General features: G+C 54.2%; 28 protein-coding genes and 1 pseudogene. 23 read left to right on the forward strand and 6 right to left on the reverse strand.

Features of this window, described 5'->3' with window-relative positions:
• The first annotated feature begins 7 nt into the window (after positions 1-7).
• The 10 genes from GHH_RS08250 (at position 8) to GHH_RS08295 (ending at position 8,307) form a co-directional block, all read left to right on the forward strand.
• Positions 8-1,177 carry a thiolase family protein gene (locus tag GHH_RS08250; RefSeq protein WP_015374785.1) on the forward strand — a complete coding sequence of 390 codons (1,170 nt, stop codon included), beginning with the start codon at positions 8-10 and terminating at the stop codon, positions 1,175-1,177.
• 20 nt (positions 1,178-1,197) lie between these two features.
• Positions 1,198-1,824: a TetR/AcrR family transcriptional regulator gene (locus GHH_RS08255; RefSeq protein ID WP_015374786.1), complete on the forward strand. Its 627-nt coding sequence runs from the start codon at positions 1,198-1,200 to the stop codon at positions 1,822-1,824.
• A 54-nt stretch (positions 1,825-1,878) separates the two neighbouring features.
• Complete coding sequence (locus GHH_RS08260) at positions 1,879-2,742, forward strand: branched-chain amino acid ABC transporter permease (protein WP_015374787.1); 864 nt, start codon at positions 1,879-1,881, stop codon at positions 2,740-2,742.
• A complete protein-coding gene (locus tag GHH_RS08265) occupies positions 2,742-3,782 on the forward strand; it encodes a branched-chain amino acid ABC transporter permease (protein ID WP_015374788.1) in 1,041 nt (346 codons plus the stop codon). The genes GHH_RS08260 and GHH_RS08265 overlap by 1 nt, the downstream gene beginning before the upstream one ends.
• 2 nt (positions 3,783-3,784) lie before the next feature.
• The gene (locus tag GHH_RS08270) at positions 3,785-4,549 is read left to right on the forward strand and encodes an ABC transporter ATP-binding protein (RefSeq protein ID WP_015374789.1); all 765 of its coding nucleotides are present in this window, start codon (positions 3,785-3,787) and stop codon (positions 4,547-4,549) included.
• Positions 4,542-5,249: an ABC transporter ATP-binding protein gene (locus GHH_RS08275; protein ID WP_015374790.1), complete on the forward strand. Its 708-nt coding sequence runs from the start codon at positions 4,542-4,544 to the stop codon at positions 5,247-5,249. Before GHH_RS08270 ends, GHH_RS08275 begins: the two co-directional genes overlap by 8 nt.
• 131 nt (positions 5,250-5,380) lie before the next feature.
• On the forward strand, positions 5,381-6,580 hold the full coding sequence (locus GHH_RS08280; RefSeq protein WP_015374791.1) for an ABC transporter substrate-binding protein: 1,200 nt from the start codon (positions 5,381-5,383) through the stop codon (positions 6,578-6,580).
• 90 nt (positions 6,581-6,670) lie between these two features.
• On the forward strand, positions 6,671-6,826 hold the full coding sequence (locus tag GHH_RS08285; RefSeq protein ID WP_020279656.1) for a peptidase M14: 156 nt from the start codon (positions 6,671-6,673) through the stop codon (positions 6,824-6,826).
• A gap of 225 nt (positions 6,827-7,051) precedes the next feature.
• Positions 7,052-8,053: a multidrug resistance efflux transporter family protein gene (locus GHH_RS08290; protein ID WP_014195771.1), complete on the forward strand. Its 1,002-nt coding sequence runs from the start codon at positions 7,052-7,054 to the stop codon at positions 8,051-8,053.
• Positions 8,050-8,307 carry a hypothetical protein gene (locus tag GHH_RS08295; RefSeq protein WP_014195772.1) on the forward strand — a complete coding sequence of 86 codons (258 nt, stop codon included), beginning with the start codon at positions 8,050-8,052 and terminating at the stop codon, positions 8,305-8,307. The genes GHH_RS08290 and GHH_RS08295 overlap by 4 nt, the downstream gene beginning before the upstream one ends.
• A 112-nt stretch (positions 8,308-8,419) precedes the next feature.
• Here GHH_RS08295 and GHH_RS08300 read toward each other — a convergent pair whose 3' ends face one another.
• Positions 8,420-8,923: a QueT transporter family protein gene (locus tag GHH_RS08300; RefSeq protein ID WP_015374793.1), complete on the reverse strand. Its 504-nt coding sequence runs from the start codon at positions 8,921-8,923 to the stop codon at positions 8,420-8,422.
• Positions 8,924-8,999: 76 nt separating this feature from the next.
• Between GHH_RS08300 and chrA the strand changes: the two genes are divergently transcribed.
• From chrA to GHH_RS08325, 5 genes and pseudogenes are all read left to right on the forward strand, one after another.
• Positions 9,000-10,208 (forward strand): chromate efflux transporter, encoded by a 1,209-nt coding sequence (gene chrA / locus GHH_RS08305; protein WP_015374794.1) that lies wholly within the window; start codon positions 9,000-9,002, stop codon positions 10,206-10,208.
• A gap of 246 nt (positions 10,209-10,454) precedes the next feature.
• A pseudogene (locus tag GHH_RS08310) lies at positions 10,455-10,888 on the forward strand (DMT family transporter).
• A gap of 87 nt (positions 10,889-10,975) precedes the next feature.
• Positions 10,976-13,093 (forward strand): YhgE/Pip domain-containing protein, encoded by a 2,118-nt coding sequence (locus tag GHH_RS08315; protein WP_015374796.1) that lies wholly within the window; start codon positions 10,976-10,978, stop codon positions 13,091-13,093.
• Between the two features lie 280 nt (positions 13,094-13,373).
• Entirely contained in the window at positions 13,374-14,501 is a 1,128-nt protein-coding gene (locus GHH_RS08320; RefSeq protein WP_015374798.1) for a nitric oxide synthase oxygenase, read from the forward strand.
• The gene (locus GHH_RS08325; protein WP_015374799.1) at positions 14,498-15,283 is read left to right on the forward strand and encodes an ABC transporter ATP-binding protein; all 786 of its coding nucleotides are present in this window, start codon (positions 14,498-14,500) and stop codon (positions 15,281-15,283) included. Before GHH_RS08320 ends, GHH_RS08325 begins: the two co-directional genes overlap by 4 nt.
• Before the next feature lie 152 nt (positions 15,284-15,435).
• Here the strand turns inward: GHH_RS08325 and GHH_RS08330 are convergent, their stop codons facing one another.
• Positions 15,436-15,642, reverse strand: a complete 207-nt coding sequence (locus tag GHH_RS08330; RefSeq protein ID WP_015374800.1) for a hypothetical protein — start codon at positions 15,640-15,642, stop codon at positions 15,436-15,438.
• Between the two features lie 226 nt (positions 15,643-15,868).
• Here GHH_RS08330 and GHH_RS08340 point away from each other — a divergent pair, with 226 nt between their 5' ends.
• The 3 genes from GHH_RS08340 to GHH_RS08350 are packed head-to-tail and all read left to right on the forward strand — an operon-like array spanning position 15,869 to position 18,270.
• Positions 15,869-16,621 (forward strand): SDR family NAD(P)-dependent oxidoreductase, encoded by a 753-nt coding sequence (locus GHH_RS08340; protein ID WP_015374801.1) that lies wholly within the window; start codon positions 15,869-15,871, stop codon positions 16,619-16,621.
• A gap of 45 nt (positions 16,622-16,666) precedes the next feature.
• Positions 16,667-17,437, forward strand: coding sequence for an SDR family NAD(P)-dependent oxidoreductase (locus GHH_RS08345; RefSeq protein ID WP_015374802.1), 771 nt, complete (start codon positions 16,667-16,669; stop codon positions 17,435-17,437).
• 50 nt (positions 17,438-17,487) lie between these two features.
• Positions 17,488-18,270, forward strand: a complete 783-nt coding sequence (locus tag GHH_RS08350) for an enoyl-CoA hydratase/isomerase family protein (protein ID WP_015374803.1) — start codon at positions 17,488-17,490, stop codon at positions 18,268-18,270.
• A 66-nt stretch (positions 18,271-18,336) separates the two neighbouring features.
• Here GHH_RS08350 and GHH_RS08355 read toward each other — a convergent pair whose 3' ends face one another.
• From GHH_RS08355 to GHH_RS08365, 3 genes are all read right to left on the reverse strand, one after another.
• Positions 18,337-19,173, reverse strand: coding sequence for a serine/threonine-protein kinase (locus GHH_RS08355; protein ID WP_015374804.1), 837 nt, complete (start codon positions 19,171-19,173; stop codon positions 18,337-18,339).
• Positions 19,173-19,370 (reverse strand): hypothetical protein, encoded by a 198-nt coding sequence (locus GHH_RS08360; RefSeq protein ID WP_011231182.1) that lies wholly within the window; start codon positions 19,368-19,370, stop codon positions 19,173-19,175. The genes GHH_RS08355 and GHH_RS08360 overlap by 1 nt, the downstream gene beginning before the upstream one ends.
• 120 nt (positions 19,371-19,490) lie before the next feature.
• Entirely contained in the window at positions 19,491-21,584 is a 2,094-nt protein-coding gene (locus GHH_RS08365; protein WP_015374805.1) for a DNA topoisomerase III, read from the reverse strand.
• A 216-nt stretch (positions 21,585-21,800) separates the two neighbouring features.
• Between GHH_RS08365 and GHH_RS08370 the strand changes: the two genes are divergently transcribed.
• The 5 genes from GHH_RS08370 to GHH_RS08390 all read left to right on the forward strand — a co-directional run bounded on the left by GHH_RS08370 (position 21,801) and on the right by GHH_RS08390 (position 25,556).
• The gene (locus tag GHH_RS08370) at positions 21,801-23,174 is read left to right on the forward strand and encodes a cell wall metabolism sensor histidine kinase WalK (protein ID WP_015374806.1); all 1,374 of its coding nucleotides are present in this window, start codon (positions 21,801-21,803) and stop codon (positions 23,172-23,174) included.
• Between the two features lie 2 nt (positions 23,175-23,176).
• Positions 23,177-23,857, forward strand: coding sequence for a response regulator transcription factor (locus GHH_RS08375; RefSeq protein WP_015374807.1), 681 nt, complete (start codon positions 23,177-23,179; stop codon positions 23,855-23,857).
• Between the two features lie 31 nt (positions 23,858-23,888).
• Positions 23,889-24,446, forward strand: coding sequence for a TVP38/TMEM64 family protein (locus tag GHH_RS08380; RefSeq protein WP_015374808.1), 558 nt, complete (start codon positions 23,889-23,891; stop codon positions 24,444-24,446).
• Between the two features lie 126 nt (positions 24,447-24,572).
• Complete coding sequence (locus tag GHH_RS08385; RefSeq protein ID WP_011231187.1) at positions 24,573-25,139, forward strand: YdhK family protein; 567 nt, start codon at positions 24,573-24,575, stop codon at positions 25,137-25,139.
• A gap of 228 nt (positions 25,140-25,367) precedes the next feature.
• The gene (locus GHH_RS08390) at positions 25,368-25,556 is read left to right on the forward strand and encodes a hypothetical protein (RefSeq protein WP_231847818.1); all 189 of its coding nucleotides are present in this window, start codon (positions 25,368-25,370) and stop codon (positions 25,554-25,556) included.
• A gap of 51 nt (positions 25,557-25,607) precedes the next feature.
• Here the strand turns inward: GHH_RS08390 and GHH_RS08395 are convergent, their stop codons facing one another.
• Positions 25,608-26,972, reverse strand: coding sequence for an amino acid permease (locus GHH_RS08395; RefSeq protein WP_015374809.1), 1,365 nt, complete (start codon positions 26,970-26,972; stop codon positions 25,608-25,610).
• Positions 26,973-26,984: the final 12 nt, after the last annotated feature.

Here is a 26,984-nt window from a genome sequence, read left to right on the forward strand (position 1 = left end):
AATGACGATGAAACGGGATGCCGTCATTGTGTCGGCCGTACGAACAGCCATCGCCCGCCAAGGAGGCGCTTTGGCGACGATGCCGGCGCATATTTACGGCGCGGAAGTGATCAAAGAAGCGATGCGGCGGGCGAATATCGGCCCGGAGCATGTCGATGATGTCATTATGGGCAACGTCCTAAGCGGCGGCGGCAACATCGCCCGACTGACGGCGCTGCAAACCGGCTTATCTCTAGAGTTGACAGGTTTGACCGTTGACCGCCAATGCGGTTCGGGCATTAACGCCGTCAATTTAGCGGCGCAAGCCATTTGGGCCGGCGACGGAGACGTGTATATCGCCGGCGGCGTGGAAAGCATGAGCCGCGCGCCGTATTTGATGGACCGCCCGGAAAAACCGTACAGCTCAACACCGCCAAGCTTCCGCAAATCGCAGCTATCGCCGAAAGAAATCGGCGATCCGCCGATGGGGATTACGGCGGAAAACTTGGCGAAAAAGTATGGCATCAGCCGTGAAGAACAAGACGCATTCGCCTTGCGCAGCCAACAGCGCATGGCGCGCGCCATGCAGGAAGGGCGGTTTGACGAACAAATCGTGCCGATCACCGTCCCGGTGAAAAAAGGCGAGCCGTTCGTCTTCGATACGGATGAACATCCGCGCCCGAATACGACGATGGAAGCGCTGTCGAAGCTGCCGCCGGCGTTTTTGGAAGGGGGAACGGTGACGGCCGGAAACAGCTCAGGGCTGAACGATGCCGCTTCTGCGCTCGTCATCATGTCGCGGGAAAAAGCAGAGGAGCTTGGCGTAAAGCCGCTTGCCGTCATCCGCGCCCATGCGGTTGCCGGGGTCGACCCGAACATCATGGGCATCGGCCCGGTGCCGGCGACAAGAAAAGTGCTCGAAAAAGTCGGGCTTACGCTCGATGATATGGACATCATCGAAATCAATGAAGCTTTCGCCGCCCAGGTGATCGCCTGCGACCGCGAGCTCGAGATGGACCCGGAAAAAGTGAATGTCAACGGCGGCGCCATTGCCCACGGCCATCCGCTTGGCGCGACGGGAGCGATTTTGATCACAAAAGCGGTGTATGAACTGAAGCGCCGTGGAGGGAAATACGCGCTCATTACCGCGTGCATCGGCGGCGGCCAAGGCATTGCGACGATTATTGAACGAGAATGAGGCAACGGAGACTATAGGGAATGAAAGACAAGCTAAGAGAAGCCGCCATTGAGTTGTTCGAACGGAAAGGGTTCAAAGAAACGTCGGTGCAGGAAATCGTCGAAGCGGTTGGGGCAACGAAGGGGGCCTTTTACTACTATTACAAAAGCAAAGAGGAGTTGCTATGTGATATTTGTGTTTCCTATCTGGACGATTTGCTTCGGCAGCAAGCTTGCATTGTCCAAGATCTTGAGAAAAGCTGCACGGAGAAATTGCGGGCCATCGTCCATATGGTCATCTGCAATATCCGCACACGGAAGAAAAGCGCCCGCATTTTCTTCCGTGAGATGCGGCATTTGGCGGACGACCATTTAGAGGAAATCCGCGCCAAGCGGCGGTTGTTTCGCAAGCGGTATGAACAGCTGGTTCGAGAAGGGATCGCCCGCGGGGAATTCAAGCCGTCGCTTCATGCAGAAATGATTACGTTTGGCCTGCTTGGCATCACCAACTGGAGCTATTATTGGTTCCGGCCTGACGAAGGCATCTCTGAAGAAGAACTGACGGATATTTTCGTTGATTTCATTTTGCACGGCATAAAGGCGCCAAGAGCTGGAGAAAGCGGTCGAAATGAGGAGGAGCCAGGCAATTCGGACGGTCAGACCGAATGAAAGATCGGCCGCTTTGATGGTCTGGCCAAATGGCACACAAAAAGGGGGATCGGGATGGAGCTATTCATCCAACAGCTGTTAAACGGGCTGACTGTTGGAAGCGTTTACAGCCTCGTGGCGTTAGGGTTGACGCTTGTTTACGGCATTTTGCACATTCCAAACTTCGCCCACGGCGCGCTGTATATGATGGGCGGTTATGTTACATTGACGGCCATGACGAAGCTCGGGATGCCGTATGGGATCGCGATCGTCGCATCGATGGCGGCGGTCGGGCTGCTTGGCGTCTTGATGGAGCGGCTCGTGTTTTATCCGCTTCGCAATGCGCCGCCGCTCCATGATAAAATCGCGGCGATCGGCATCTTGCTCTTTTTGGAAGCGTTTGCCCAGTTTGTCTGGGGGGCGGACTATCAGACGATGCCGACTCCGTATGGCGATGTCGTCACGTTGTTCGGATTCACATTGACCATTCAACGCATCCTCATCATCGCATCCGCTGTCATCATCATGATCTTGCTTTACCTCTTCTTGAAAAAAACGTTCATCGGCGCTTCGATCATCGCGATGGCGCAAAACCGCGAAGGGGCGAATTTGGTCGGCATCAATACGAACAAAGTGGCCATGTTGACGTTTTTCCTCTCCGGCAGCCTGGCTGCGCTTGCCGCGTCGCTCGCTTCGCCGATCAACCTCGTGTTTCCCGGCATGGGGCATCTCGTCATCTTGAAAGCGTTTGTCATCATTATTCTCGGCGGCATGGGAAGCATTCCCGGCGCCATTGTCGGCGGCTATATTTTAGGATTCAGCGAGAGCTTGGGGGCGACATATGTGTCGAATGACTACAAGGACATTATCGCCTTCGCCATTCTCGTCATCATTTTAACAGTCAAACCGAACGGACTGTTTGCCAAGGAGGGACGTTGATGGCCATTTTGGAAAAACGGCGCCTATGGCTCGCTGCCCTCATCGCTGCGGCGATTCTCTTTCCGCTTTTCGTCGCCAACGGCTATTACGTGCATATGATGACTATTTCCTTTATTTGGATGATTGCGGTGTACGGATTGAACTTGTTTGCCGGCTATACGGGGTATTTGTCGCTTGCCCACGCTGGATTTTTTGCGATCGGCGCGTATACGCTCGGCATTTTGACGGTAAAAGCCGGCTGGCCGTTTTGGCTTGCTTTTGCCGCAGCGTGTTTGCTGACGACGTTGATCGGCGTTTTCGTCGGACTTGTCGCCTTGCGAACGAAAGAACACTTTTTCGCCATTTATACACTTTGCGTCGGCTACATCATCTATTTGATCATTGACAAATGGGACAGTTTAACCGGCGGAGTGCGCGGGTTTATCGGCATTCCGGCGCCGGCTGACATCGGTCCGCTCTCGTTTCAAACACCTGTCGCCCAATATTATTTGGTGTTGTTTTTCTTGCTTGTCGTTGTTTGGATCATGCATCGCCTTGTTTATTCGCTGACGGGGAGGACGTACATTGCCATTCGCAACAGCGAGGAGCTCGCCTTGACGCTTGGCATTTCGACGATGAAAAACAAGCTCGCCTCATTTGTTCTCTCGGTCTTTTTTACATCGCTGGCCGGGGCGCTGTATGCGTCGTTCATCCGTTTTCTCGGCCCAGACATTGCGTACGTCAGCGTCATGTTTGACTTTTTAACGTATTTGCTTGTCGGCGGGATCGGCACGCTCGCCGGACCGGTCGTCGGCACGCTCTTGGTTACATTTTTGTCCCAGCAGCTGCAGTTTTTGCAAGATTATCGGATGTTGATTTTCGGACCTGTCTTGACGCTGCTCATCATTTTTTACCCTCATGGCATTGCTGGGGGGATCATCCGTTTGAAAGCGAAGCGGAGCGAAGCGCGCCGTCTTCAGCTGGAAGCAACACAAGCGTCCGCGGAACTGGCCGCTGCCTCGCGCCAAGAGCGGAGCGAACGATATGCCAAGGAGGGCTGAACATGTTTTTGCATGTCGAGCGATTGACGAAACGATTTGGCGGGCTTCTGGCGGTCAACGATGTCACGTTTTCTGTTGAACAAGGGAAAATCAACGCAATCATTGGCCCGAACGGCGCCGGCAAGTCGACGTTTTTCAATCTCATCAGCGGCTTGCATCGGCCGACGTCGGGGACGATTGCGTTCAAAGGGCGCGATATTACCCGCCTGCCAGCGAACGAACGGGCGAAGCTCGGCATCGCCCGCACGTTTCAAACGACTCACTTGTTTGAACAGGCGACGGTGATGGACAACGTTATCATCGGTCATCGCCTCCGCACGTCATCCAACTTATTTGATGCCATTTTGCGCACGAAACGGCACCGCCGCGAGGAACAGGCATGCAAAGAAAAGGCGATGGAAGTGCTTGACTTTGTCGGTCTAACCCATGTGGCGGATCGGGTGGTGGCCAATTTGTCGCAGGAACAGAAAAAGCGGGCGGCGTTTGCGCTGGCCTTGGCGACCGATCCGGAGCTCGTTTTGCTTGATGAACCAGCAGCCGGCATCAACCCGGATGAAACGGAAGGGCTTGAGGAATTGATCGTCAACATGGTGCAAAGGGGCCTGACTGTTTGCTTGATTGAGCACAAAATGTCGATGATTATGAAAATCGCCGACCGCATTATGGTGTTGAACTATGGAGAGAAAATTGCAGAAGGAACGCCGGAGGAAGTGAAAAACAACGAGGCGGTCATTCAAGCGTACTTAGGAGGGAGCGCCATTGCTTGAAGTTGCGAACGTATCGGTCCGCTATGGGAGTTTTGCCGCCATTCGCGATGTGACGTTTTCCGTCAAGCGAGGAGAGATTGCGGTTTTGCTCGGTGCCAATGGAGCAGGAAAAAGTACATTGTTCCGCACGATCAGCGGACTGCACAAACCTGTGCAAGGGGAAATCCGCCTCAACGGTGAGCGCATCGACTCACTTCCGCCTGATCGCATCGTCGGGCGCGGCGTCGTGCAATGCGCGGAAGGGCGCAAACTGTTTCCGCGCATGAGCGTATACGAAAATTTGCTGATGGGCGCTTACGTTCATCGAAAGGATAAAGATGGCATCCGCCGATCGTTGGAACACGTATATGAATTATTTCCCATCCTGCGGGAAAAGCGCAATGAGCCGGCCGGATCGCTAAGCGGCGGCCAGCAGCAAATGCTCGCCATCGGCCGCGCCTTAATGTCGCGTCCCGCGGTGCTCTTGCTTGATGAACCGTCGGTTGGACTCGCTCCGCTCATTGTCGAGCAAATGTTTGCGACGATTAAACAAATCAATCAGGAAGGGACGACGATTTTGCTCGCCGAACAAAATGCCCATGCGGCGTTGTCCATCGCTCATCACGGCTATGTGTTTGAAAATGGAACGATCGTTGCTTCAGGAACAGCGGAGGAGCTGCTCGCCAACGACGATGTCCGCAAGGCGTACATTGGAACATGACAAGCGATTGCCGCGAATGGCGTATTTCGCGGGCGAAAGCAAGCGATGCGCCTGCATTGAAAGGAGGTGAACCACGGTCGCGGCACTTATTCATCCAAATATATTTTAGAATAAAAATAGGGGGGAGCGGAATGAAAAAAAGAAAATGGCCGATCGCGGCCATGATGACGGCCGTCATGGCGTTGATGCTTGCGGCATGCAACAGCCCGACAACAAACAATAATGCCAAAAGCGATAATGGAGGTGGAGGCGACAACGTCGTCAATATCGGTTACAGCGGACCGCTAAGCGGTCCGGCCGCCTACTACGGGGAACGGACGTTAAACGGCGTGAAGATGGCGGCGGACGAAATCAATAAAAACGGCGGGTTTGAAGTCAATGGAAAGACCTATCAAATCAATGTTGTGTCGTTAGATGATAAATATTTGCCAAATGAAACAGCCGCCAATGCGAAACGGCTTGTCCAAGAACATCATACGCCGATCATTTTCACTCCGCACAGCGGTGGGGTCATGGCGTTGCAAGTGTTCAACCAAACGGACAATTTCCTTATCGCGGCCTATACGAGTGAGCCGAAAATCACGCAGGCGGGAAACAAGCTGACAATCCGCATCCCGCCGCGTTATGATGGCTACATTCCGACATTTACCTATTATGTGATGAAGCGGTTTGGCAAAAAGCTGGCTGCCTTGCCGACGGCGACGCAATACGGGAAAGACTGGACGGAAAAACTGTTGCCATATTGGGAAAAGCAAGGCGGAGAAGTTGTCTATAACACATCGATTGATTTCACTAAAGACACCGATTTCTTCACGATCATCACGAACGCGTTAAAAGAAAAGCCGGATGTCTTGTTTATCGGCGGACCGTCGGAGCCGACGGCGAAAGTGGCGAAACAGGCGCGCGAACTCGGCTTTAAAGGTGGCTTTATTGTCATGGACCAGGCGAAGTTGGATGAAATGAAGCGGGTCGTCGGCTCTTACGAGATGCTTGAGGGCGCGATCGGCGTCATGCCGCTCGTCGAGTCCAAAGAGCCGGGAGCCCCGCAGTTTGTGGAAAACTATCGGGCGAAGTACAATGCCGAAGCGAGCTCGGAGTCTGCCTATAACTACTTGGCTCTTTACGCCTTTGTCGAAGCGATGAAGGCAGCCGGAACGGTTGATGATCCGGCCGCCATTCGCGAACATATGAATGAAGGGTTGAAAAACATCCCGAAAGACAAGCAAGTGTATGTCGTTCCGAAGGTTGGTGAGGACGGCGGCTTTGAATCAAAAATTATCGTTGCAGCAGTGGAAAATGGCAAAGTTGTGCCGATCGAGCTAAAGAAATAAGTCGATCTATTTACTGGCATTTCCGTCAGGACGCCGCACGGACGAAGTGCGACTATCAGCTGGCGCTCCTTGTTTCGAAAATGACACGGTATGCGCTGGCCAAACCGCAAAAAAAATCCGAGCGGCGGCAGCGATAAAGACTGGTTTGTCCTGCGCTTCAAACGGCCGGGATTTACGATCGGAGTTGCGCCGTATGTCGGTGAGCGTCCGGTGCCGCTCAAATACTTCCCGGCGATTTGGAGCTAAAATGACGGCGTCCCGCTGGTGTTTGCCAACAAACTATAATCAACGCGCGCCCACTTTCTTGCGTGGGCGCCTTTTTTATGGCTTGCTGCTGAGAAAAATGAGCAAAATAACCGTTATTCTATTAAATAAAACTATGTTCTAAATAATCAATAAAACAAATAGAAAAATTTCGAATAATAAGATACAATAGAACTGTTCTGTGACATTGGAAAGGGGATGGGAATTATGAGGGAAATGGCCCTCGGCCTTGCCGCCTCATTCTTCTTTGCTGTTACATTCATATTGAACCGCTCAATGGAGCTGGCGGGTGGAAGCTGGGCGTGGAGTTCGTCGCTTCGTTTTTTCTTTATGGTTCCGCTGTTGTTTGCCATTCTTTTGGCACGCCGCAACCTCGGTCCGGTTTGGCATGACATGAAATGCCATCCGTGGACATGGATCACCTGGGGGACGGTCGGGTTCGGCTTGTTTTACGCGCCGCTCACCTACGCGGCCGCCTACGGACCCGGATGGCTGGTGGCCGGGACATGGCAGTGCACGATTGTGGCCGGCGTTCTGCTTAGCCCGCTCTTTACAGAACGAAGAGAAACGAAAAACGGAACGGTATTGGTGCGCCGTCCGATTGAAAAGCGGGCGCTCTTGATTTCCATGTTGATTTTGTCCGGCGTCGTGCTTATCCAGTTCCAGCAAGCAAGCCACCTCACTTGGAAAGAAATCGGGTTGGGGATCTTTCCCGTGCTGATGGCCGCGTTTGCGTACCCGCTTGGCAACCGGAAAATGATCGAACATTGCGCCGGGCGCCTTGATGCGTTTCAACGCGTATGGGGAATGACGATGGCCAGCCTGCCGTTTTGGCTGATTGTCGCGTTGATTGGCTGGCTGACAGCAGGTGCGCCGTCCGCGGGGCAAATGATGCAGTCGTTCATCGTGGCCATTAGTTCCGGGGTCATCGCAACGACGTTGTTTTTTATCGCGACCGATCGGGCAAAAGGGAACGAACGGAAACTCGCCGCTGTGGAAGCGACGCAATCCGGGGAAGTGATTTTTGCCGTTATCGGCGAAGTGCTGTTCTTGTCCGCTCCGCTTCCGAACGGATGGGCATTCGTTGGCTTGGCCGTCATCATCATCGGGATTTGCTGGCATAGCTTCGAATCGACAAGAACAGTGAAACACTCATCGCTGCCCATTTCCACAGATCGGCGCCTCAAACGCATAGGGGGGGAACGATGAGAATCATCGTGTGCATCCTGCTTGCCTGCCAGACGTTCGTCATCTACTATTGGATCAGCGATTGGCGTCAGCTTGTCACCCCGGTGGGCCTTTGCATGTGGGTGGGCGGAATCGCAGTCGGCCTTGTTGTTCTTCGGACGGGGCGGTACCTATCGCCAAGATGGCGGAGGGCGCTGAAGATGACGACGGCGGGAGTCATCTTGCTTGCTGTGATGTCGCTGATCATTGAATGGGCGGTTTGTTCGATGCCGTAGTCAAAATAGATGTTGAAAGCCCGTACGATTGATCAAGAACTTCCCGTGTGGGCGTACGGGGAATGCGCCTTTAGAATGAAGCGAACCCCTTGCCTAAGGCGAAAGAGGGCTGCTAACGGCTTCGATGGGCGGAATCGAACATCTTCGGCGCCAAGCGGCGGCCAACCGCATACATGATCGGTGCGCCGATCGCCATGACAACAAACTCGCCAATGGCCGTCGTCAGCCATGTGAGCCAAAACGGAAAGCCGAGCGCCAGTTTCAATTCGAAGGCGATAATGGCCATAGTCACAGTAAATGACAGCGTATTGACGGTCATGCGCGCCCAAACGTTTCGGACATACCGCATAGAGACGGTCGTGATGAGCAGCGCCAACACCGACTGGCCGACGCCAAATACGAGGTCATACGCGACGATCGGCGAGAAAAACAAATTGGCCAAAAAGACGCCGAGCACGATGCCCACGGCGTATGTTCGGCGGAATACGACTAGGTGGTTTAACATTTCTGAGACGCGAAACTGAATGTTCGTAAAGCCAAACGGCTGAATGAGCGCCGTCACAGCGATATACACGGCGGCGATCAAGCCATTTGCCGCTATGATCCGAATGTTCATAACGTTCTCTCCTCGCATTGATGTGATAATATGATTGTAGCATGACAAACGAGTGAACGAAAGGAAGTGAATCTCGTTGACCTTGACGGATCAACAAGCAACAAGCCGGCGGCGATCGGTTTGGGAAGTCGGAAAAACAGCGCTTCTCCTCGGTTTAACGTCATTTGGCGGACCGGTGGCCCATCTTGGCTATTTTTACGAAGAATACGTCAAACGAAAGAAATGGATTGACGAGAAAACGTATGCCGATTTGGTCGCTTTATGCCAATTTCTCCCTGGTCCGGCAAGCAGCCAGGTCGGCATCGGCATCGGACTGATGCGCGCCGGCGTCTGGGGGGCGTTGGCAGCGTGGCTTGGGTTTACGTTGCCGTCGGCGGTCGCCCTCAGCCTGGTTGCTGTTTGGCTGCAACACCATTCTTGGGGTGACGCCGGCTGGATGCACGGCTTGCTGTTGGCGGCCGTGGCGGTCGTGGCACAAGCCGTATGGGAGATGGCGCGCAAATTCGCCTCTAGCCGCCTCGAGGCAACGGTCGCCATCATAGCGGCGGCCGCCGTGCTTCTTGCGCCGGGCGCGTGGAGCCAAGTAGCCGTCATCGCCGCAGCGGGGGGCATTGGCGCTGTTGGATTGCGAAAAAACGTCGCACCTTCTTCGTCTGCGGCAGGCATCCCGCCTTCCATTCGTCGTTCCACCGGTTTGGCGTTGCTTTCATTGTTTGCCGTGTTGCTTGTTGCGCTGCCGCTCATTCGCACTTGGATCCATTCACCGCTTTTGGCGCTGTTTGACAGCTTTTACCGCGCTGGGGCGCTCGTGTTTGGCGGCGGTCATGTGGTGTTGCCGCTCTTGGAGGCGGAAGTGGTGCCGCAAGGGTGGGTCACCGCCAATCAGTTTTTAGCCGGCTACAGCGCCGCCCAAGCCGTCCCTGGGCCGCTGTTTACGTTTGCCGCGTATATTGGAATGGCGGCGTTGGGCTGGAAGGGAGCGCTAGTGGCTACCACAGCCATTTTTCTTCCATCCTTTTTGCTCGTTCTTGGCGCGTTTCCGTTTTGGCACTGGCTTCGCCGTCATCCACGCTTTCAAGCGGCGCTTGCCGGCATTAACGCCGCTGTGGTCGGGATTTTGCTTGCAGCGCTGTATGACCCGATTTGGACGAAAGCGGTGAAGGGACCGGCCGATTTGGCGCTTTCCCTTGGGGCTTTTCTTCTTCTTGTTGTGTGGAAGTGGCCAGCATGGGCGGTCGTCCTTGTTTCATTCGTCGGCGGATGGCTGCGCGCTTGGCTCAGCTGATCGCCCTAAGCACCATGATGGCGGCTTTTCATGATCGTCCGAAAATGGACAACGACGTGTTTGGCTTTGCCGTTGCAATAGCCGGCAGATGCAAATAGATGGCTTGATCAAATGGTTTTCGTTTGCGTGAAAGCGATACCGAGGCGGCAGAAACAAAAGAGCGCCGGCATGGCATAGGGCTGTGCGCTGAAAGGAAAGCTCGCCGCCTGATCCGCAGGCGTATAAAGGCAAAAGGAGGGGGAGCCGATGAAGTGGGTATGGATGCTGCTCGCTCTAACGGCCGGGATGGCTGTCTCCGTACAGGCAGGAGTGAACGGCGCCTCGGCAAGCGGATTGGTGTGTTGGAAGGGGCGTTCGTGTCGTTTTTAATCGGAACGATCGTCTTATTTTTAGTGCAATTGTTTTTCGGAAAAGGAGAATTGCTGGCCATGTTTTCTGTGCCGAAATGGCAGCTGACGGGCGGCATTCTCGGCGCTTTTTATGTGTTTGTCATGGTGCTGATCGTTCCGAAAGTCGGCGTCGCCAACTCTCTGGCAGCCGTGATCGCCGGCCAGCTCGTCATGAGCTCGATCATTGATCACTTCGGGTTATTCGGGGGACAGCGCATTCCGTTTGACATGACGCGCCTCGTTGCTATAGCCTGTTTGTTTTTGGCGCTTTGGCTTTTTTTCCGCAAATGAACAACAGGACCGGCCAAGTTGGTTTAGTTTTCCGTGATCCGCTCATACTAACAACAGCATGATCGACTTGAAAGGAAGCGGATCAAAGTGAAACAGGCATGGCGCATTTATATGAGCGATTTGAAACATCTCACGACCAACTGGGCCGCATCCATATTGGCTCTCGGTCTGATCGTTCTTCCATCGCTTTACGCTTGGATCAATGTAGAGGCTTCGATTGACCCTTATGCCCATACAGAGGATTTACCGGTCGGCGTCGTGAACGAAGACCGAGGGGCGGAGTTGACCGGTCACCGGTTTCGCGCCGGCGATGAGATCGTCAAGACCTTAAAAAACAACCACCAGTTGGGATGGCGATTTGTCACGCGGAAAAAAGGAATGGAAGGCGTTCGGAGGGGAGACTACTTTGCGACGATCGTCATTCCGGCTGATTTCTCGGCTAAATTAGCCACTGTAGTGCAGAAACGTCCGAAAAGGGCGGTTATTTACTATTATGAAAACGACAAACGGAACGCCATCGCTCCCAAAATCACGGAGCGCGGAGCAAGTACATTGTCAGCGCGAGTCAGCGATGAGTTTGTGAGGGTGGTCAATACCGCATTGTTTTCCTTGTTCCACCAAGCGGGAGTGACGCTCGAACAGCAGCTTCCCACCATTCGCCGCGTTGAAGCGTTTGTGTTTCGTTTGGAAAACGAATTGCCAACGATTCAACGACAATTGAAAGCCCTAGATCGCGATGTGGGAGAGGCAAGATCACTAGTTCGTACAGGCCGCGAGCTTCTGCCGGCTGCCAGAGCAACGGTGCGGCGCGGTTTAGAATGGACAGGCCGCGTTGAGAAGTTGTTCATGCAAGTCAATGCTTCATCGCACTTATGGGAAAAGCCGGTGGAAATGGTGGTTCATGTACTCTATTCCGTTGCGGAGCAGATGCCACAGTCCCTCGATACACCGGAAAAGCAAGCGCGTTGGGCGACTCTCATCCAACAGGCTGCAACAGACGCGAGCCCATTGGTTCAGCAATTGCGCCGAACGTTGAGAACATGGGAGGGGACGATTGATTCCTCTTCGCTTCAACCTGTGCAGCGCACCATCAGCCGTATCGAGCAGACGCTAGCGTCTATTCAAGAAACAGCGGCGCTAGTGAAACAACATCCAACAGGCGTCGAAGGGAAGATCACTCACCTGCGTGAACAAATGGCCTTATTGGACGCACAGGCGCAGCAACTTGATCAAGCATATCGCCAACGGCTGCTGCCTATGCTGCGGGCAAAATGGAATCAAACAGGGGAACAGGTGCGACAAGCGAAACAAACGCTTCTTCGCATGGATCAAGCGTTAAATGAGGCAGAGCAATGGTTGTCAAACACAGATCGTGATTTAGCGGCCGCGCAACAAGCGCTAAAGACCGCACAGGCTCAATATCCATTTCTCTCCCGCCAGGTCCGCGAGCTGGCCGCCTTCCTATCGAAAATCAAAAGAGAAACCAACATCGACGAACTGATTCGCTTGTTGAAACAAGATCCACAGGCGAAAGGCGCCTTTTTGGCCCACCCGATTGACGTCAAAACGTTCCGCCTTTTCCCGCTGCCGAACTATGGTTCAGGCATGAATCCATTTTACACGGTGCTGGCCATATGGGTAGGATGTTTGTTGCTTGTTTCCGTCTTGTCGACCGATCCTTCTTCGTTTTCGGAAGCGAATGAGCGGGAAAGATATGCCGGACGGTTGTTGACCTTTTGGACGCTGAATGCTTTGCAGGCGATGGTCGTGACGGCTGGAGCGGCTTTCATCTTGCCGAATATTTTCGTCCGTGAGCCGGGATGGTTCATGACGTTCGGCCTTTTGTGCAGCTTTGTCTTTATGGCGGTGGTTTTTTCGCTTGTTTCCTTGTTCGGCAATGTGGGAAAAGCGATGGCGATTGTGTTGCTCGTCTTGCAAATTGCCGGAGCGGGAGGCACGTATCCGATTGAGCTGATTCCTCCGTTCTTTCAGCAATTAAACCCTTGGCTGCCGTTTACCTACGCCATTGACATCATGCGCGAGGCAGTCGGCGGGATCGTATGGGAAAATGTTGAGCATGATGTCAAGCGGCTTCTCTTGTTTGCCGTTTCCGCCCTTTTGGCCGGGCTTGTGTTGAAAGGCCCGTTAAGCCCATGGATGCGCGTGCTGAAAGAGAAAGCCGCCCTAAGCGGGTTGTTTCATTGAAACATTTTCTCTATTTTCTTTTGGAAGCATCTGCTACAATAAGGACGAGAGCGTTGCTTCCTGTTCAATGGCCCCGTAGGATGCATGCTTCTCGTTTTGCGAGATGAGAGAACGAATGGCGGGGAAAAGGGGAGAGAATTGTGTCGATCCGTCGACTGCTTGGTGTTGCATTCCTTTTTTTGGCGATTTCGATGTTTATCGAGCAAATGTGGTGGGTCGGGGGCATTTGCCTCTTGATTGGAATTGGAATGACGGCGAAGTGGAGGAAAAAGAAGCATATATGGTAACGATCGAGAGCGATAAGCTCAGACAGCACGATGAGCAGTTGATGACAAAAGCGAAACAGTTTATCATGGCCAGCTATCGGGAGCTTGGAAAAAGTGAGCAAGAAATGAGGCGGCGGTTGAACGAAATCCGTTGGGAAGTGGAACAAACCGGCACGTACCGCCATACGTACGAAGAGTTAAGCTATGGGGCGAAGATGGCTTGGCGCCACAGCAACCGTTGCATCGGCCGCTTGTTTTGGCAATCGCTCCATGTCATCGATGCGAGAGAGGCGGTTACCGTAGACGAGGTTTTTTCTTATCTATTCCATCATATTGAGGTTGCGACCAATGGCGGGAAAATCCGGCCGACGATCACGATCTTCCGTCCCAATGGGGAAGTGCGCATTTGGAATCATCAACTGATTCGTTATGCCGGTTATGAAACCGAAGAAGGGATCATCGGCGACTCCTCCTCCCTCACATTCACTCGCGCCTGTGAACAGCTTGGGTGGAAGGGGGAGAAAACGCCTTTTGACGTGTTGCCCTTGGTGATTCAGGTAGGCGGCCAGAAGCCTGTTTGGACGCCGATCCCTAAAGAATTGGTGCTTGAGGTGCCGATTGAACATCCGGCGTTTCCGTGGTTTCGCGATCTGCAGGTAAAATGGTACGCGGTCCCGATTATTTCCGATATGTGCCTCGAAATCGGCGGCATTCGTTATATGGCAGCACCATTTAATGGGTGGTACATGGGTACGGAGATTGGAGCCCGCAACTTGGCGGACGACTATCGCTACAACATGCTTCCGAAAGTGGCCTCTTGTATGGGGCTTGACACTAACTCCAACGCATCATTATGGAAAGACAAGGCGTTGGTCGAATTGAATATCGCGGTTTTGTATTCCTACAAAAAGGCGGGCGTCAGCATCGTGGACCATCATACCGCCGCGCGCCAATTTCAGTTGTTTGAACAGCAAGAGAAAGCAGCCGGCCGCCATGTCACCGGCGATTGGACATGGCTGATTCCGCCTCTTTCTCCAGCAACAACGCACATTTTTCATCGGTCGTATGACAACACGATGATGCTGCCCAACTTTTTCTATCAGGACCGTCCATACGAACCACAAAGGGGAGGGGAACAATGACCGTCATCATCCGCATGCGCGATGTGTCATGGGCAAGAGGAGAGCGCACGATTTTGCGCGATATAAACTGGGAAGTAAAAGAAGGCGAGCAATGGGCGATTCTTGGACTAAACGGCTCCGGGAAAACATCGCTTCTCAATATCGTCACCGGCTATCAGTACCCGACGCGCGGTGAGGTGGAAGTATTAGGCTATCGGTTTGGACAGGCGAGTCTGCCGGAGTTGCGCCGGCACATCGGGTTTGTCAGCAGCGCGCTCCTTGATCAATTTCACGACACGCTGCAAACGGAAACGGTTGAAGATGTCATCATCAGCGGCAAGTTTGCGACGATTGGCCTGTATGATGCAGTAACTAGCGAGGATCGGGATCAAGCGGAGGCATTGATGGAATCGTTCCGCCTGCAAGCGGTAAAAGGGAAGCGATACGCGACGCTGTCGCAAGGGGAAAAGCGAAAAACGTTGATCGCCCGGGCGCTGATGGCAAATCCGAAGCTGCTGATCTTGGATGAGCCGACCGTTGGCCTAGACTTATTGGCGCGTGAAGAAGTGCTTTCCTTGATCGAACAGGTCGTGTCCCGTCCGTGCCATGTATTATACGTCACCCACTATATTGAAGAGATTGTGGGATCGATCACCCATGTGCTGCTCTTGCAAGACGGACGCATTGCCGCCGCTGGGCGAAAAGAGGATGTGCTGACCGATGAGCGGCTTTCAGCGGCGTTTCGCCTCCATATGCGCGTTCATTGGGAGAACGGGCGGCCGTGGGCGTCCGTGCGCCGCTGAGCCGGCCGATTCCTCCGCCGCTAGGAGGTTGGTGATTTAATACAAAATAATGCTAGCTCCACCTGTTTCTCAATTTTCAACCCGCATAGCGCCATCAACGCATAGAGGATGTCCGCCAAACAGCGTGACATCCTCTTTTGTGGCTCGACGTTTCAAAACGCCCGGTCAACGGGCGGAAAATCGATATCGTCCACTTGTTGGCGGCCGTCAGCGGGCGTGATTTCAATGACCGGCGGCCGTCCGTTTTCAAAGCCGTGGGCGATATCGCGAATCGGACTCATTTCATCGGGAACGCCGATTCCCGGGGTATAGCGCGGCAGGTTGGAAGCGGCGCTGCGTTCTTCCCAAGGTTCTCTCATGAACAAACACCTCCGTATTCTCAGTATGGCCGTTTGGAGAGGCGATACAAATGGAAAAAGCCTCCTTTCCCTTCCGCCGCAACAGGAGAAACTTCTTGATCAAGTCAATAAAAATGTTTCAAATATTCGAAATACATTGTATAATAAAAGTAATGACATACCAACCGGTTGGTATACAGTGTTTTGAAAACGGATTCATCCGGAAGAAAAGGAAAGGCGGGAGAACGTGAGGCTGAACGGAAAATCTGCGATTGTCACCGGCGGGGGCAGCGGCATCGGCCGAGCGACAGCGGTGCGGTTTGCAGAGGAAGGCGCAAAAGTGGCGGTAAGCGACATCGATGAGGCAGGAGGGGAAGAAACGGTTCGGCGGATTCGGGAAAAAGGAGGTGAGGCGATTTTTGTCAAGGCCGATGTTTCCGACTCGGGGCAAGTAAAGCAGCTCGTGCAAACGGCCGTGGAGGCGTTCGGCGGCCTGCATATTCTCTTTAACAATGCCGGCATCGGCCATTCGGAAGTGCGGAGCACCGACTTGTCCGAGGAAGAGTGGGACCGGGTCATCGATGTCAACTTAAAAGGAGTGTTTTTAGGCATCAAATATGCCGTGCCAGCGTTGAAGGAATCCGGTGGCGGTGCGATTGTCAATACATCGAGCTTGCTTGGGATTAAAGGAAAAAAATACGAGTCGGCGTACAACGCTTCGAAAGCCGGAGTCATTTTGTTAACGAAAAATGCGGCGCTTGAATACGGCAAGTTCAATATTCGCGTCAACGCCATCGCGCCGGGCGTCATTGATACGAACATCATCACGCCATGGAAACAAGACGCGCGCAAGTGGCCGATCATCTCGAAAGCGAACGCCCTCGGCCGCATCGGCACGCCGGAGGAAGTAGCGAATGCGGTGTTGTTTTTGGTGTCCGACGAGGCATCGTTTATCACCGGGGCAACGTTGTCGGTCGACGGCGGCGGACTGACGTTTTAGCTTGCTTGATGTGATAAAAACAAAAACAAAGAGGGAGGGGACGCGATGCGCTTTTCCAATGCAGTGGCAGTTGTCACCGGCGGGGGCAGCGGCATCGGCCGAGCGACGGCCATTCGGCTGGCGCAGGAAGGGGCGACGGTCATTCTTGTCGGCCGCACGGCGGCGAAACTCGAAACAACCGCTCAAACGATCGAACGGATGGAAGGAGCCGGAAAGGCAGAGGTGTTTGTCGCGGATGTCACCAACCGGGAGCAAGTGAAAGGACTGGCCGACTATGTGCGCCGCCAGCATGGCGATCTGCATGTGCTGGTCAACAATGCCGGCATTTCGACCCATACGAAATGGCTTGAGCTGACCGAACAGGAATGGGACGACGTGCAACAAGTGAACATGAAAAGCGTGTTTCTTGTTTCCCAAACGCTCGCTCCCCTGATGATTGAGGGAGCAAAGCGAGAGCGCGCCAACCGGGCGGTCGTCAACGTCGCCTCGCTGTCGGGTTATCAGGCTGGAGCGCACATTCCGCACTACAGTGCGGCGAAAGCGGGAGTGATCAGTTTGACGAAATCGCTCGCCTTGGAGCTGGCTCCGTACGGCATTCGAGTCAACTCTGTCTCACCTGGCTTTGTCGAGACGCCGCTTACCGAGCGCGGACTGCAAAACGAACGGTTTGTGAAAGCCATCGAACGCAACACCGCCTTAAGGCGGGTGGGGGCGCCGGAGGAAATTGCCAATGTCATCGCCTTTCTTGCCTCGGCGGAAGCGTCGTATATGACTGGCTCTGATGTGCTTGTCGATGGAGGGTGGCTGATTACATAGCCTTGCCGGTTTTGCGGTGTTAATGAAAACGTGGAAAGGGGAGAAGGAACATGGCGGAATCTCCGCATTTGCTTGTTGAACGATCCCATTCAGTGTTATGGCTGACATTGAACCGCCCAGAGCGGCTTAACGCGTTCAGCCCCGATATGGTGGCCGGATTAACAGAAGAGATCGAACGCGCCGCTGTGGATGACGGTGTGCGGGCCATCGTCTTATCCGGCGCTGGGAGAGCGTTTTGCGCCGGCGGGGATGTGAAAACGATGGGACAGTCCAACGCCCAGCAAGCCTACGATCATATCGGCCGACTCAATCGTCTTATTCTGGCCATGCAGCGATGCGAAAAACCGATCATCGCCGCCGTGCACGGATTTGCCGCCGGGGCGGGGTTTAACCTCGCGCTGGCCTGCGATTTCATCATTGCGGCGGATGACACTCAATTCATTTTAAGCTTTGCCAAAGTCGGGCTGGTGTCTGATGGCGGCGGATCGTATTGGCTGCCGCGGCTTGTCGGCCCACATTTGGCCAAACAACTGTTCTTTACCGCTGAGCCCATTTCGGCCCGCCGTTTGCATGAACTTGGCGTCTTAAGCGACGTCGTTCCGGCGGAAACACTGCGTGAGGCGGCCGAAACGATCGCGGTCAAGCTCGCCCAAGGACCGACGAAGGCGATCGGCCATCAAAAACGGCTCATCACCCATGCCATGACCGCTTCCCTTGAGGAGATACTCGAAGAAGAGCGGCTCGTTCAGGGGCTGATGGTGGAAACAGCTGACCACCGGGAAGGCGTGGCGGCGTTTCAGGAAAAACGGGAGCCGGTGTTCAAGGGAAAGTAACGGGCAGTACGGCCAATGGACGAATGAATGGAAAAGGTGTCCTGATTGATGCGGGACACCTTTTGATTATTTCGCTTTTGGAACGACAGAGGAGAGCGGTTGGTGGCCGTCAAGCAGCCGGCTGATATCGATCATCAGTTGGTCGGCCGTTTCATATGGCCTCTCCAGCTGCAGCATTCTTCTCAATATCCGACAGGCGTGCGGCGACAATGCAAGCTCTTCTTCCCAGCTTTTTTCCTCATCGCTTGTCGGTTCATAAGACGAGTACAATAAAAATAAGGTAAAGTGTCCAAGGGCATAGAAATCGCTTCGTGGATGCGGTTCGCGCCGCAGTCGCTTTTCCACTGGATCGTCATCGCGCACATCCACCGATTCCCCGATGCGGCAGGCCAAGCCGAAGTCGATGACAAACACCGTTCCATTGCGCCAGATGATGTTCGGGATGCGCAAATCGCGGTGGACAATCCCCAAAGTATGCAGGTGGCACACGACCATCAACACGTCGCGCAGCAGCTGGAACGCTGCCTGTTCCGTATACGTGACTCCCCGTTTGAAGATCAAGTCTTCCACGGTTTCTCCTTCGATGTACTCCATCACGAGATGCGGCTGTCCGCGCTCCACAAACCGATCATACAGCCTCGGAATTTGCGGGTGGCGCAAACGGGCAAGCAGATCCGCTTCGCGCTGAAGCAAGCGGCGGCCGTCTTCTCCTTTTGTCCGCCGCGCCTGCTTGACGACGACAAACCGCTTGGTATGGAGGTCGCGCCCTTTATAGGCGATGCCGTAGCTTCCCATCCCAAGCTCTTCGATGATTTCATAGCGGCCCAAAAGCACCTTCCCGCCCCGATGCGGCCGATCAACCCAGCGGGAGACGAACGGATGGCGTTCAAAAAACCGTTTCATCAGCTGCCGAAAAAGCTTGAGAAGAAGCTGCCGCTATGATGTTTCTTTTTGTAGTGATGGTGCCCATACTGGGACGGGTGGTGATGCGAGTGATACGTCGGGTTGTAATAATGGTGGTCGCTGCTGCTGTAATGTTTATGGTAGTGCGACGGATGATGGGGATGGCCGAAAAGGGATTTTAGCCATTTTTTCAACATCGTGATCGCTCCTTTGCGATAGATTTATCTATATATACGAGGCAATGAGAGGGAGGTTTCAGATTCAAAGATGAAAAAGAAACCGCCAGGGGCATGAGCCCCCAGCGCCGTGCAGTAGTCTCATTCCTCTTTTTGGCTCAATGCCTGCTTGAGCAGCTCTCCTAAACTGACTCCAAACGATTCGTTCGACGCGCTGTATTTTTTGAGAAGCGCCCGTTCGCTGCCTTTGGCGGCGATGCGTTTGGTCTCGTCCGCTTTTTCGACAATATTGCACGGGCGGCATTGGAAATAAAGTCCTGCCTTTCCTTCATGCATTTCCATGCGCCGGTGGCATTGCGGACAGCGGCGGTTCGACAGTTTCGGGTCGCGCCGGCGGCGGTAGCGGCATTGTAAGTTCGAGCAGACAAGCATCCGTCCGTCTTTCGTTTTCCGCTCTTTTAAAAGCGCGCCGCATTCTGGACACGTCAGATTCGTGAGGTTTGGCGCTTTGTATACCTGCTCGCTTTGCTTAATTTCGGCAACGAGCTGCTGCGTTTGCCGGCGGATGTTGGCCAAAAATTGTTGTGGATTTCCTTTCCCGCGGGCGATCGCCTCCAGCTCCCGCTCCCAGCGGGCGGTCAATTCCGGCGATTTCAGCTCTTCATTGACGAGCTCAATCAGCTGTTTCCCTTTTTTTGTCGGATAAAACCGTCCGTCTTTTCGCTCGACCACTTCGGTTTCAACCAGCCGTTCGATGATGTCCGCTCTTGTCGCCGGCGTGCCGAGCCCGTATTTCTCCATTTGCGCGAGCAAGTCAGCTTCCGAATAACGGGCAGGCGGTTCCGTGAACGATTGTTCCAGCTCAAGTTGCACTGATGGGAGCGTCTGGCCTTCCGCGAGATGCAACAACGTTGGTTGGGCCTTGTTGTCTTCTTTGCTGAGAACGGCTTGAAATCCGGCGTTGACAACCGCCGTCTCCTTGGCGACAAACATTTCGCCGCCGATGTCAAAGACAGCTGTCGTTGTTTCGGATTCATACGGCGGGAAAAACAGCGCCAAAAAGCGACGGGCGATGAGATCATACAGCTTGCGCTCATCAGTCGACAGCCTGCTAAGGTTGAGCCGCTCATCCGTTGGAACGATGGCGTGATGATCGGTCACTTTGTCATCGTTAAATACCCGCTTGGCTGCTTTGGCTTTGCCTTTGGCAAGGAGCGGAGCGATGACGTCCTCATAACCGGATTTCATCGCCAACAACCGCTCGGTCATCGTCGCTTCCATATCGCTTGGCAAATAACGCGAATCGGTGCGCGGGTACGTGACGAGTTTGTGTTGTTCATACAGCCGCTGCAACACCGAGAGCGTCTTTTTCGCCGAAAAGCCAAACCGCTTGTTCGCGTCCCGCTGCAGCTCGGTTAAATCATACGGCAGCGGGGCGGGCTCGCTTTTTCGTTTCCGCTTGACGGACACGACGCGCGCCGGCTGACCGTCAAGGCGGGCGAGCAGCTGCTTCGCTTCGTCTTGGTCAAACAGACGATGTCCTCCATGCCGCTCCCATACGGCCGTGATGGAACCGATCTTGGCCCGAATCGTCCAATATGGCACGGGAACGAACGATTGGATCTCGCGTTCGCGCTCGATGATCATCGCGAGCGTTGGCGTCTGCACGCGCCCGGCGGAAAGCGGATCGTTGTATTTGGTCGTCAAGGCGCGCGAGACGTTTAACCCGATCAGCCAGTCGGCTTCGGCGCGGCAGACGGCCGATTGATACAGCCGGTCAAACTGCGCCCCGGGCTTGAGTTGGCGGAAGCCGTCGCGGATGGCGCGGTCGGTTTGCGAGGAGATCCATAGCCGCCAAATCGGCTTCGTCCAACCGATCATCTCTAAAATCCAGCGCGCCACCAGTTCCCCCTCGCGGCCCGCGTCGGTCGCGATGATGACATCTTTCACATCCGGTCGTTTCGCCAACCGTTCAATGGCGCGAAACTGGTGGCTCGTTTGCCGGATGACTTTCAAGCCCATTTTCTTTGGGATGATCGGCAAGTCCTCCAGCCGCCATGTTTCGTATTTCCGGTCGTAGTCTTCCGGCATCTTCAGCTCAACTAAATGGCCGAGCGCCCAGGTGACGATGTAGCGCGGTCCTTCCATATACGATTGATGCGTTTCTTTGCAGCCGAGCACGCGGGCAATGTCGCGGGCGACGCTCGGCTTTTCCGCTAACACGAGCGATTTCATAAACAAACTCCTTTCTGTCGTCTCCAAATGAGTACAGTCTGTTTCTTAGTATAATGGAAGAATGGGAAAGAAGCATCCGCCAAGGGTTGTCTCCTTGACAGGACAAAACGCCTTGGCGCGGCGCAAAGCCGCATCTCCACACTTTCTGCACATTTGCCAAATAAAATAGTAAAATTGAAATGACATTCGGGCTGGATGAATGAGGAGAGGAATTCTGTGAGAAAACTGTCATGGAAACTCGGCATGCTGTTTTTTGCCTTTGTCTTGGCCATTGAAATGGCGCTGTTCGTTTCCCTCTACGCTACGCTCGTCCATGCGCGCATTGAGGAAGAATTCGCGCAACTTATAGCGCGGGGAAACAGCCACCGCAACGTCTTGGAGAAAAATAACGATCGAACGACATTGGCGCATGTCGTGATGATGGAATCGGAGGCGGAAACCGATGTCGCCATCACTGACGCCCGGCGCCGGATTGTATCGGCGTCTAGCGGCATTGTTCCGTTTGCCAAGCGCATCATTCCTTTAACGAACGGCCGCCATATTCCCCGCCGGGGAATGATGGTCGAAACCGACTGGAAGCGGGCGTCGCATATCGCTGCCGTCAGCCCGATTCAAATCAGGGGTGAAACAAGGGGATATGTGTATATGTTTCAAGACACCCGCTCGATCCGGACGATGGTGTATAAACTGAAGCATCATTTTATCGTCGTTGGCGTGCTGTCGGTGGCGATCACCGTGTTGACCATCGCCTTTTTCTCCCGCGCCATCACGATGCCGCTCCTTCGCATGAAACAGGCGACCGAGGCGCTCAGCCGGGGGGATTTTTCCGTCCGCCTCGAGATGAAAGGCAACGACGAGCTGGCGCAACTCGGGAGAGCGATTCAAACGCTGGCCAACGATTTGGCGTATTTGAAACAAGAGCGGAGCGAATTTTTAGCGAGCATCTCTCATGAATTGCGCACGCCGCTGACGTATGTGAAAGGATACGCCGACATTGCTAGGCGTCCGCATCTGTCTGAGGAGCAACGGGCGAACTATATGGCGATCATTTACGAAGAAGCGGAAAAGATCGAAAAGATGGTCAAAGATTTGTTTGAATTAGCTAAACTGGAGCAACACTCGTTCCAGATTGAAAAGCAGCCAACAAATCTTTGTTCGTTTTTGGCGAAATTGTGTGAAAAACTGCGCCCCGCGTTTCAGGAAAAATCGCTGTCGCTTGTGTGTCAGTGCCCCGGTTCGGTCACAGCGGCGATCGATCGGCAGCGGTTCGAGCAAGTGATGGTCAATGTGCTGGATAATGCACGAAAGTACGCGTTTTCCGGCACGACGGTGGCCGTCGCTGTTCACTCGCAAAAGCAGGGAATCGTCATTACCGTGTCCAATCAAGGAATCGGCATTCCGCCGGAAGACGTGCCCCGGATTTTCGAGCGGTTTTACCGGGTTGATAAATCGCGATCGCGGACAAGCGGCGGGACCGGACTCGGCTTGGCCATTGCCAAAGAAATCGTCGAGGCGCACGGGGGAACGATCGCCGCTCGAAGCGAACAAGGAAAAGGAACGACTATCCTCATTACGCTGCCGGAGGGATGACGATGTATACGTTGTTGTTGGTCGATGATGAAGAACGGATGCTTGATTTATTGGAATTGTATTTAGCGCCGAACGGCTACCGCTGCGTGAAACGGCGTTCCGGTGCGGAAGCTATTGATTATTTGCGGCGTCATCACGTCGATTTGGTGCTGCTCGATGTGATGATGCCAGAACTCGACGGATGGGAAACGTGCCGCCGCATCCGCTCGTTTTCTGATGTTCCGATTATGATGGTCACCGCCCGCGACGAGACGGCGGATATTGTCCAAGGATTGAAAATCGGAGCGGACGATTATGTGACGAAACCGTTTGACGAGGCGGAACTGCTTGCTCGCATTGAAGCGGTGCTGCGCCGTACAGCTGGCGGTCGTTCCGCCATTCGCGCGGCCGGGCTTGTATGGGACGAAGAGGAACATACGGTCCGCTACGAAGATAAGCCGATTGCGTTGACGCCGAAAGAATTTGCCATTTTGGGGCTGCTGTTAAAGCACCCGAATCAGGTGTTCAGCCGCGGGCAAATCATCGCATCGCTATGGGGCTATCTCGCTGATACGGAAGAGAGGACCGTTGACTCCCACATGAAAAACATCCGCGAAAAATTGCGGAAAGCGGGGTTCCCAGTGGACGAATATTTGCAGACGGTCTGGGGCGTCGGCTACAAATGGGAAGGGCGCAAGTCATAACCATTTTCGGAAAGAGAGGCGTTTGGGTCAAATGGAAGAACGGATGATTGAGTTCCTTCAAGCATACGGCGGAGCGGCGTACTTCTTGAGTCTAGCCTGCAATGTGGTGATCAGCGTGCTCGGAGTCGTCCCAAGCGCCTTTTTAACTGCCGCCAATTTGACCGTTTTCGGATTTTGGCCCGGCTTTTGGGTGTCGTTTGCCGGCGAGGCGATCGGAGCGGTCGTCTCGTTTGTCTTGTATCGAAAAGGACTTCGCCGATGGAGCGAGACGACATGGCTTTCCCATCCCAAGGTGAAGCCGTTGCTTCATGCAAGTGGCAAGGAGGCGTTTGGGCTTATTTTCGCGCTTCGACTGTTGCCGTTTGTGCCATCCGGGGCGGTGACGTTCGTTGCTGCCATCGGCCGCACGTCTCTTTCTGTGTTTGCAACGGCTAGCTCGCTCGGCAAGCTCCCGGCTTTATGGATGGAAGCGTATGCCGTCCATCAATTCCTCGAGGCCGCCTGGGCGGGCAAACTGATGCTCGCTGTTGCATCGATCGTTCTTTTGTGGTTCGTCTGGCGAAAGATAGGGCAAAAAGCAGCGGGGTGAAACAGCCCCCGCCCAAAAGGACAGTCAGCCTAGGCGCCATACGGCCTTTAGCGGCAAATCCAAGGCCATCTCCACAAAATCTGCACAAATGTCCGGTATGCTAACAAGGCAAGGAGGGTGAAAACGATGAAAAACTGGAAAATGTTATTGGGAACAACTTCAGTTATGGCAGCGCTCTTGTTATCGGCCTGCACCGGTGCCAACGACAACAAAGCGCCAAAGGAACATACAGCTTCTCACACCGGGCATGAAGGAATGAATCACTCGGGCTCCAAAGAGGTGCCGGCCGGATTGAAGGAGGCGAAACAACCAAAGTATCCGGTTGGAAGCCAAGTCATCATCCATGCCGACCATATGCCGGGAATGGATGGAGCCAAGGCGACTGTCACCGGTGCCTTTGACACGATCGTCTATACGGTCACATACACCCCAACTACAGGCGGGGACCCAGTGAAAAACCATAAATGGGTCATTCACGAAGAAATCGAAAACGCCGGAGACAAACCGTTCCAGCCGGGCGATGAAGTCGTCTTGAATGCCGATCACATGGAAGGGATGAAAGGGGCCAAAGCAGTCATTGATTCGGCGAAACAAACGACGGTGTATATGGTCGATTACATCGATACGGAAACTGGTCAAAAAGTGACCAACCACAAATGGGTGACCGAAGACGAGCTGTCGCCGGCCAACTAACGAATCATCATCGGTGTTTCCGCAAAACGCGCAGCCATTTCCCTTGGAGCATAGGGGAATGGCTTGTTTTTTTCGGCTCATTAGTGAAAATTGTGGTATAATTATACGAAAATCCCCTATTTTTTCAAAAAATAGACAATATAGGCGGCTTCGCCTGAGTCTTACGGAGCGATCGGGAAAACGGGAGAAAGAAAGGGAGAAACGATGCGGAGATTTTGGTTGGGAGTTATGTGGTTTTCAGTAGTTTGGGTGCTTTACGGCATCGGAGCGGCAGGGCATCACTTATGGACGGAACACCGGATGGACGGACAGGCGCTGATTCTCGCGCTCGGCATGGCGACCATGGCCTGGCGGGCATGGGACGAATATCGTGGGAACGGTTGGACACGAAAAAAGGAAGACGGGCGCCGTCTATGATGAAAGGACGCCCGTCTCTAGCTGTCGCCCGAGCGAAAAGAGGCGGTTTGGTTACGCCGTTCGCCCGGGCGCTTTTGTTGCTTGATGCTGCTTTTCTTTGACAGTGGAATAGATGAATAAGAGAACCAAGACGGCCACGCAGAGAAGCGAACCGATTCGATGCTCTCTTTGAAGCAAAAAGCCAAGCCAAATCGCCCCGAGCGCCCCGACCGCCGCCATCGTTGTGTACGGAAACCCTTTCGTTCGGAAAAACGGCTTCGTTTTGTAGTGCGGCCGCAGCTTCAGCTGAGCGGCGCCGATCATCATCCAAACGATGAGCACGGTAAACCCAGGAATCGTCATCAATTCCCCGATGATCCGCCCGGGCGCCAAGTAGGCGCCGATCACGCCAGCGGCGATGCAGATGGCGACCATGCCCATCCCGTACAGCGGAACCCCGTGTTTCGTCGTCCGCTGCAAGCGGCGGCTTGCTTCTCCTTGTTCAGCCATGGTGTACAGCAACCGAGAAGTCGCATAGACGCCTGTATTGGCCGCCGATAAGACGGCAATGAGCAACACCGCGTTCATGACATGGGCCGCGCCGGGCAACCCGATCGCTTCCAACACTTGGACAAAGGGGCTGTTCGTTTCCGAAACGGTGTTCCATGGCATAATGCCGCAAATGATGGCCATTGGCAAAAGATAAAAGCCGACAACCCGCCAGATTGTGGTGCGAATGACGCGCGGCAGCACCTGCTCGGCGTCTTTCATCTCCGTCACCGCCACCCCGATCAGCTCCGCTCCGCCATAGGAAAACATCACGATAAGCAAGGCGCTGAGCGTTCCGGCAAACCCGTGCGGAAACCATCCGCCGTCGCCGGCAGACGGAAACGAGCCGCTTATGCCGCTTGGGATCACGCCAGCCCATACGCCCGCCCCGAGCACGATAAACACCACTAGCGCCGCCACTTTCAGGCCGGCCAGCCAAAATTCCGCTTCCCCGTAATACTTCACAGGGAAAAGATTCAACCCCATGATCAGACACGCGCACAGGAGGGCAAGCAGCCATAACGGCGCAGACGGAAACCAATAGCTCAGGAAACTGCCGGCAGCCAGCAGTTCGACAACAGTGACCAACGTCCAATTGATCCAATACAGCCAGCCGACGATCCATGACAGGCGAAAGCCAAACGCCCGGCGGATCAAATGTTGAACGTTCGAACCCGGATACGCGATCGCCATCTCGGCCAGTGCAGCCATAATCCAAAACAACAGCACGCCGCCGATCAAGTACGTGAGCACGACGCTTGGTCCGGCGATATGAATGGCCTCGGCGCTTCCTTTAAAAATGCCGGTGCCGATCATCCCTCCTAACGCGATCAGCTGAACGTGGCGGGGCAATAGTCCTTTTTGCAGCTGAGGACGGGATTGTTCCATGTTGACAACAAC

Source organism: Geobacillus sp. GHH01 (assembly GCF_000336445.1).
Lineage (GTDB): Bacteria > Bacillota > Bacilli > Bacillales > Anoxybacillaceae > Geobacillus > Geobacillus zalihae.

What these genes read in the sequence shown, in the direction of transcription:
- GHH_RS08265 (WP_015374788.1), top strand. Translation starts at nt 2,742, where the DNA reads ATGGCCATTTTGGAAAAACGGCGCCTATGGCTCGCTGCCCTCATCGCT.
- GHH_RS08290 (WP_014195771.1), top strand. Translation starts at nt 7,052, where the DNA reads ATGAGGGAAATGGCCCTCGGCCTTGCCGCCTCATTCTTCTTTGCTGTT.
- GHH_RS08390 (WP_231847818.1), top strand. Translation starts at nt 25,368, where the DNA reads ATGTGGTTTTCAGTAGTTTGGGTGCTTTACGGCATCGGAGCGGCAGGG.
- GHH_RS08380 (WP_015374808.1), top strand. Translation starts at nt 23,889, where the DNA reads ATGGAAGAACGGATGATTGAGTTCCTTCAAGCATACGGCGGAGCGGCG.
- GHH_RS08255 (WP_015374786.1), top strand. Translation starts at nt 1,198, where the DNA reads ATGAAAGACAAGCTAAGAGAAGCCGCCATTGAGTTGTTCGAACGGAAA.
- GHH_RS08345 (WP_015374802.1), top strand. Translation starts at nt 16,667, where the DNA reads ATGCGCTTTTCCAATGCAGTGGCAGTTGTCACCGGCGGGGGCAGCGGC.
- GHH_RS08350 (WP_015374803.1), top strand. Translation starts at nt 17,488, where the DNA reads ATGGCGGAATCTCCGCATTTGCTTGTTGAACGATCCCATTCAGTGTTA.
- GHH_RS08330 (WP_015374800.1), bottom strand. Translation starts at nt 15,642, where the DNA reads ATGAGAGAACCTTGGGAAGAACGCAGCGCCGCTTCCAACCTGCCGCGC.
- GHH_RS08355 (WP_015374804.1), bottom strand. Translation starts at nt 19,173, where the DNA reads ATGAAACGGTTTTTTGAACGCCATCCGTTCGTCTCCCGCTGGGTTGAT.
- GHH_RS08395 (WP_015374809.1), bottom strand. Translation starts at nt 26,972, where the DNA reads ATGGAACAATCCCGTCCTCAGCTGCAAAAAGGACTATTGCCCCGCCAC.
- GHH_RS08385 (WP_011231187.1), top strand. Translation starts at nt 24,573, where the DNA reads ATGAAAAACTGGAAAATGTTATTGGGAACAACTTCAGTTATGGCAGCG.
- GHH_RS08295 (WP_014195772.1), top strand. Translation starts at nt 8,050, where the DNA reads ATGAGAATCATCGTGTGCATCCTGCTTGCCTGCCAGACGTTCGTCATC.
- GHH_RS08375 (WP_015374807.1), top strand. Translation starts at nt 23,177, where the DNA reads ATGTATACGTTGTTGTTGGTCGATGATGAAGAACGGATGCTTGATTTA.
- GHH_RS08270 (WP_015374789.1), top strand. Translation starts at nt 3,785, where the DNA reads ATGTTTTTGCATGTCGAGCGATTGACGAAACGATTTGGCGGGCTTCTG.
- GHH_RS08280 (WP_015374791.1), top strand. Translation starts at nt 5,381, where the DNA reads ATGAAAAAAAGAAAATGGCCGATCGCGGCCATGATGACGGCCGTCATG.
- GHH_RS08360 (WP_011231182.1), bottom strand. Translation starts at nt 19,370, where the DNA reads ATGTTGAAAAAATGGCTAAAATCCCTTTTCGGCCATCCCCATCATCCG.
- GHH_RS08285 (WP_020279656.1), top strand. Translation starts at nt 6,671, where the DNA reads ATGCGCTGGCCAAACCGCAAAAAAAATCCGAGCGGCGGCAGCGATAAA.
- GHH_RS08300 (WP_015374793.1), bottom strand. Translation starts at nt 8,923, where the DNA reads ATGAACATTCGGATCATAGCGGCAAATGGCTTGATCGCCGCCGTGTAT.
- GHH_RS08250 (WP_015374785.1), top strand. Translation starts at nt 8, where the DNA reads ATGAAACGGGATGCCGTCATTGTGTCGGCCGTACGAACAGCCATCGCC.
- GHH_RS08365 (WP_015374805.1), bottom strand. Translation starts at nt 21,584, where the DNA reads ATGAAATCGCTCGTGTTAGCGGAAAAGCCGAGCGTCGCCCGCGACATT.
- GHH_RS08320 (WP_015374798.1), top strand. Translation starts at nt 13,374, where the DNA reads ATGGTAACGATCGAGAGCGATAAGCTCAGACAGCACGATGAGCAGTTG.
- GHH_RS08325 (WP_015374799.1), top strand. Translation starts at nt 14,498, where the DNA reads ATGACCGTCATCATCCGCATGCGCGATGTGTCATGGGCAAGAGGAGAG.
- GHH_RS08260 (WP_015374787.1), top strand. Translation starts at nt 1,879, where the DNA reads ATGGAGCTATTCATCCAACAGCTGTTAAACGGGCTGACTGTTGGAAGC.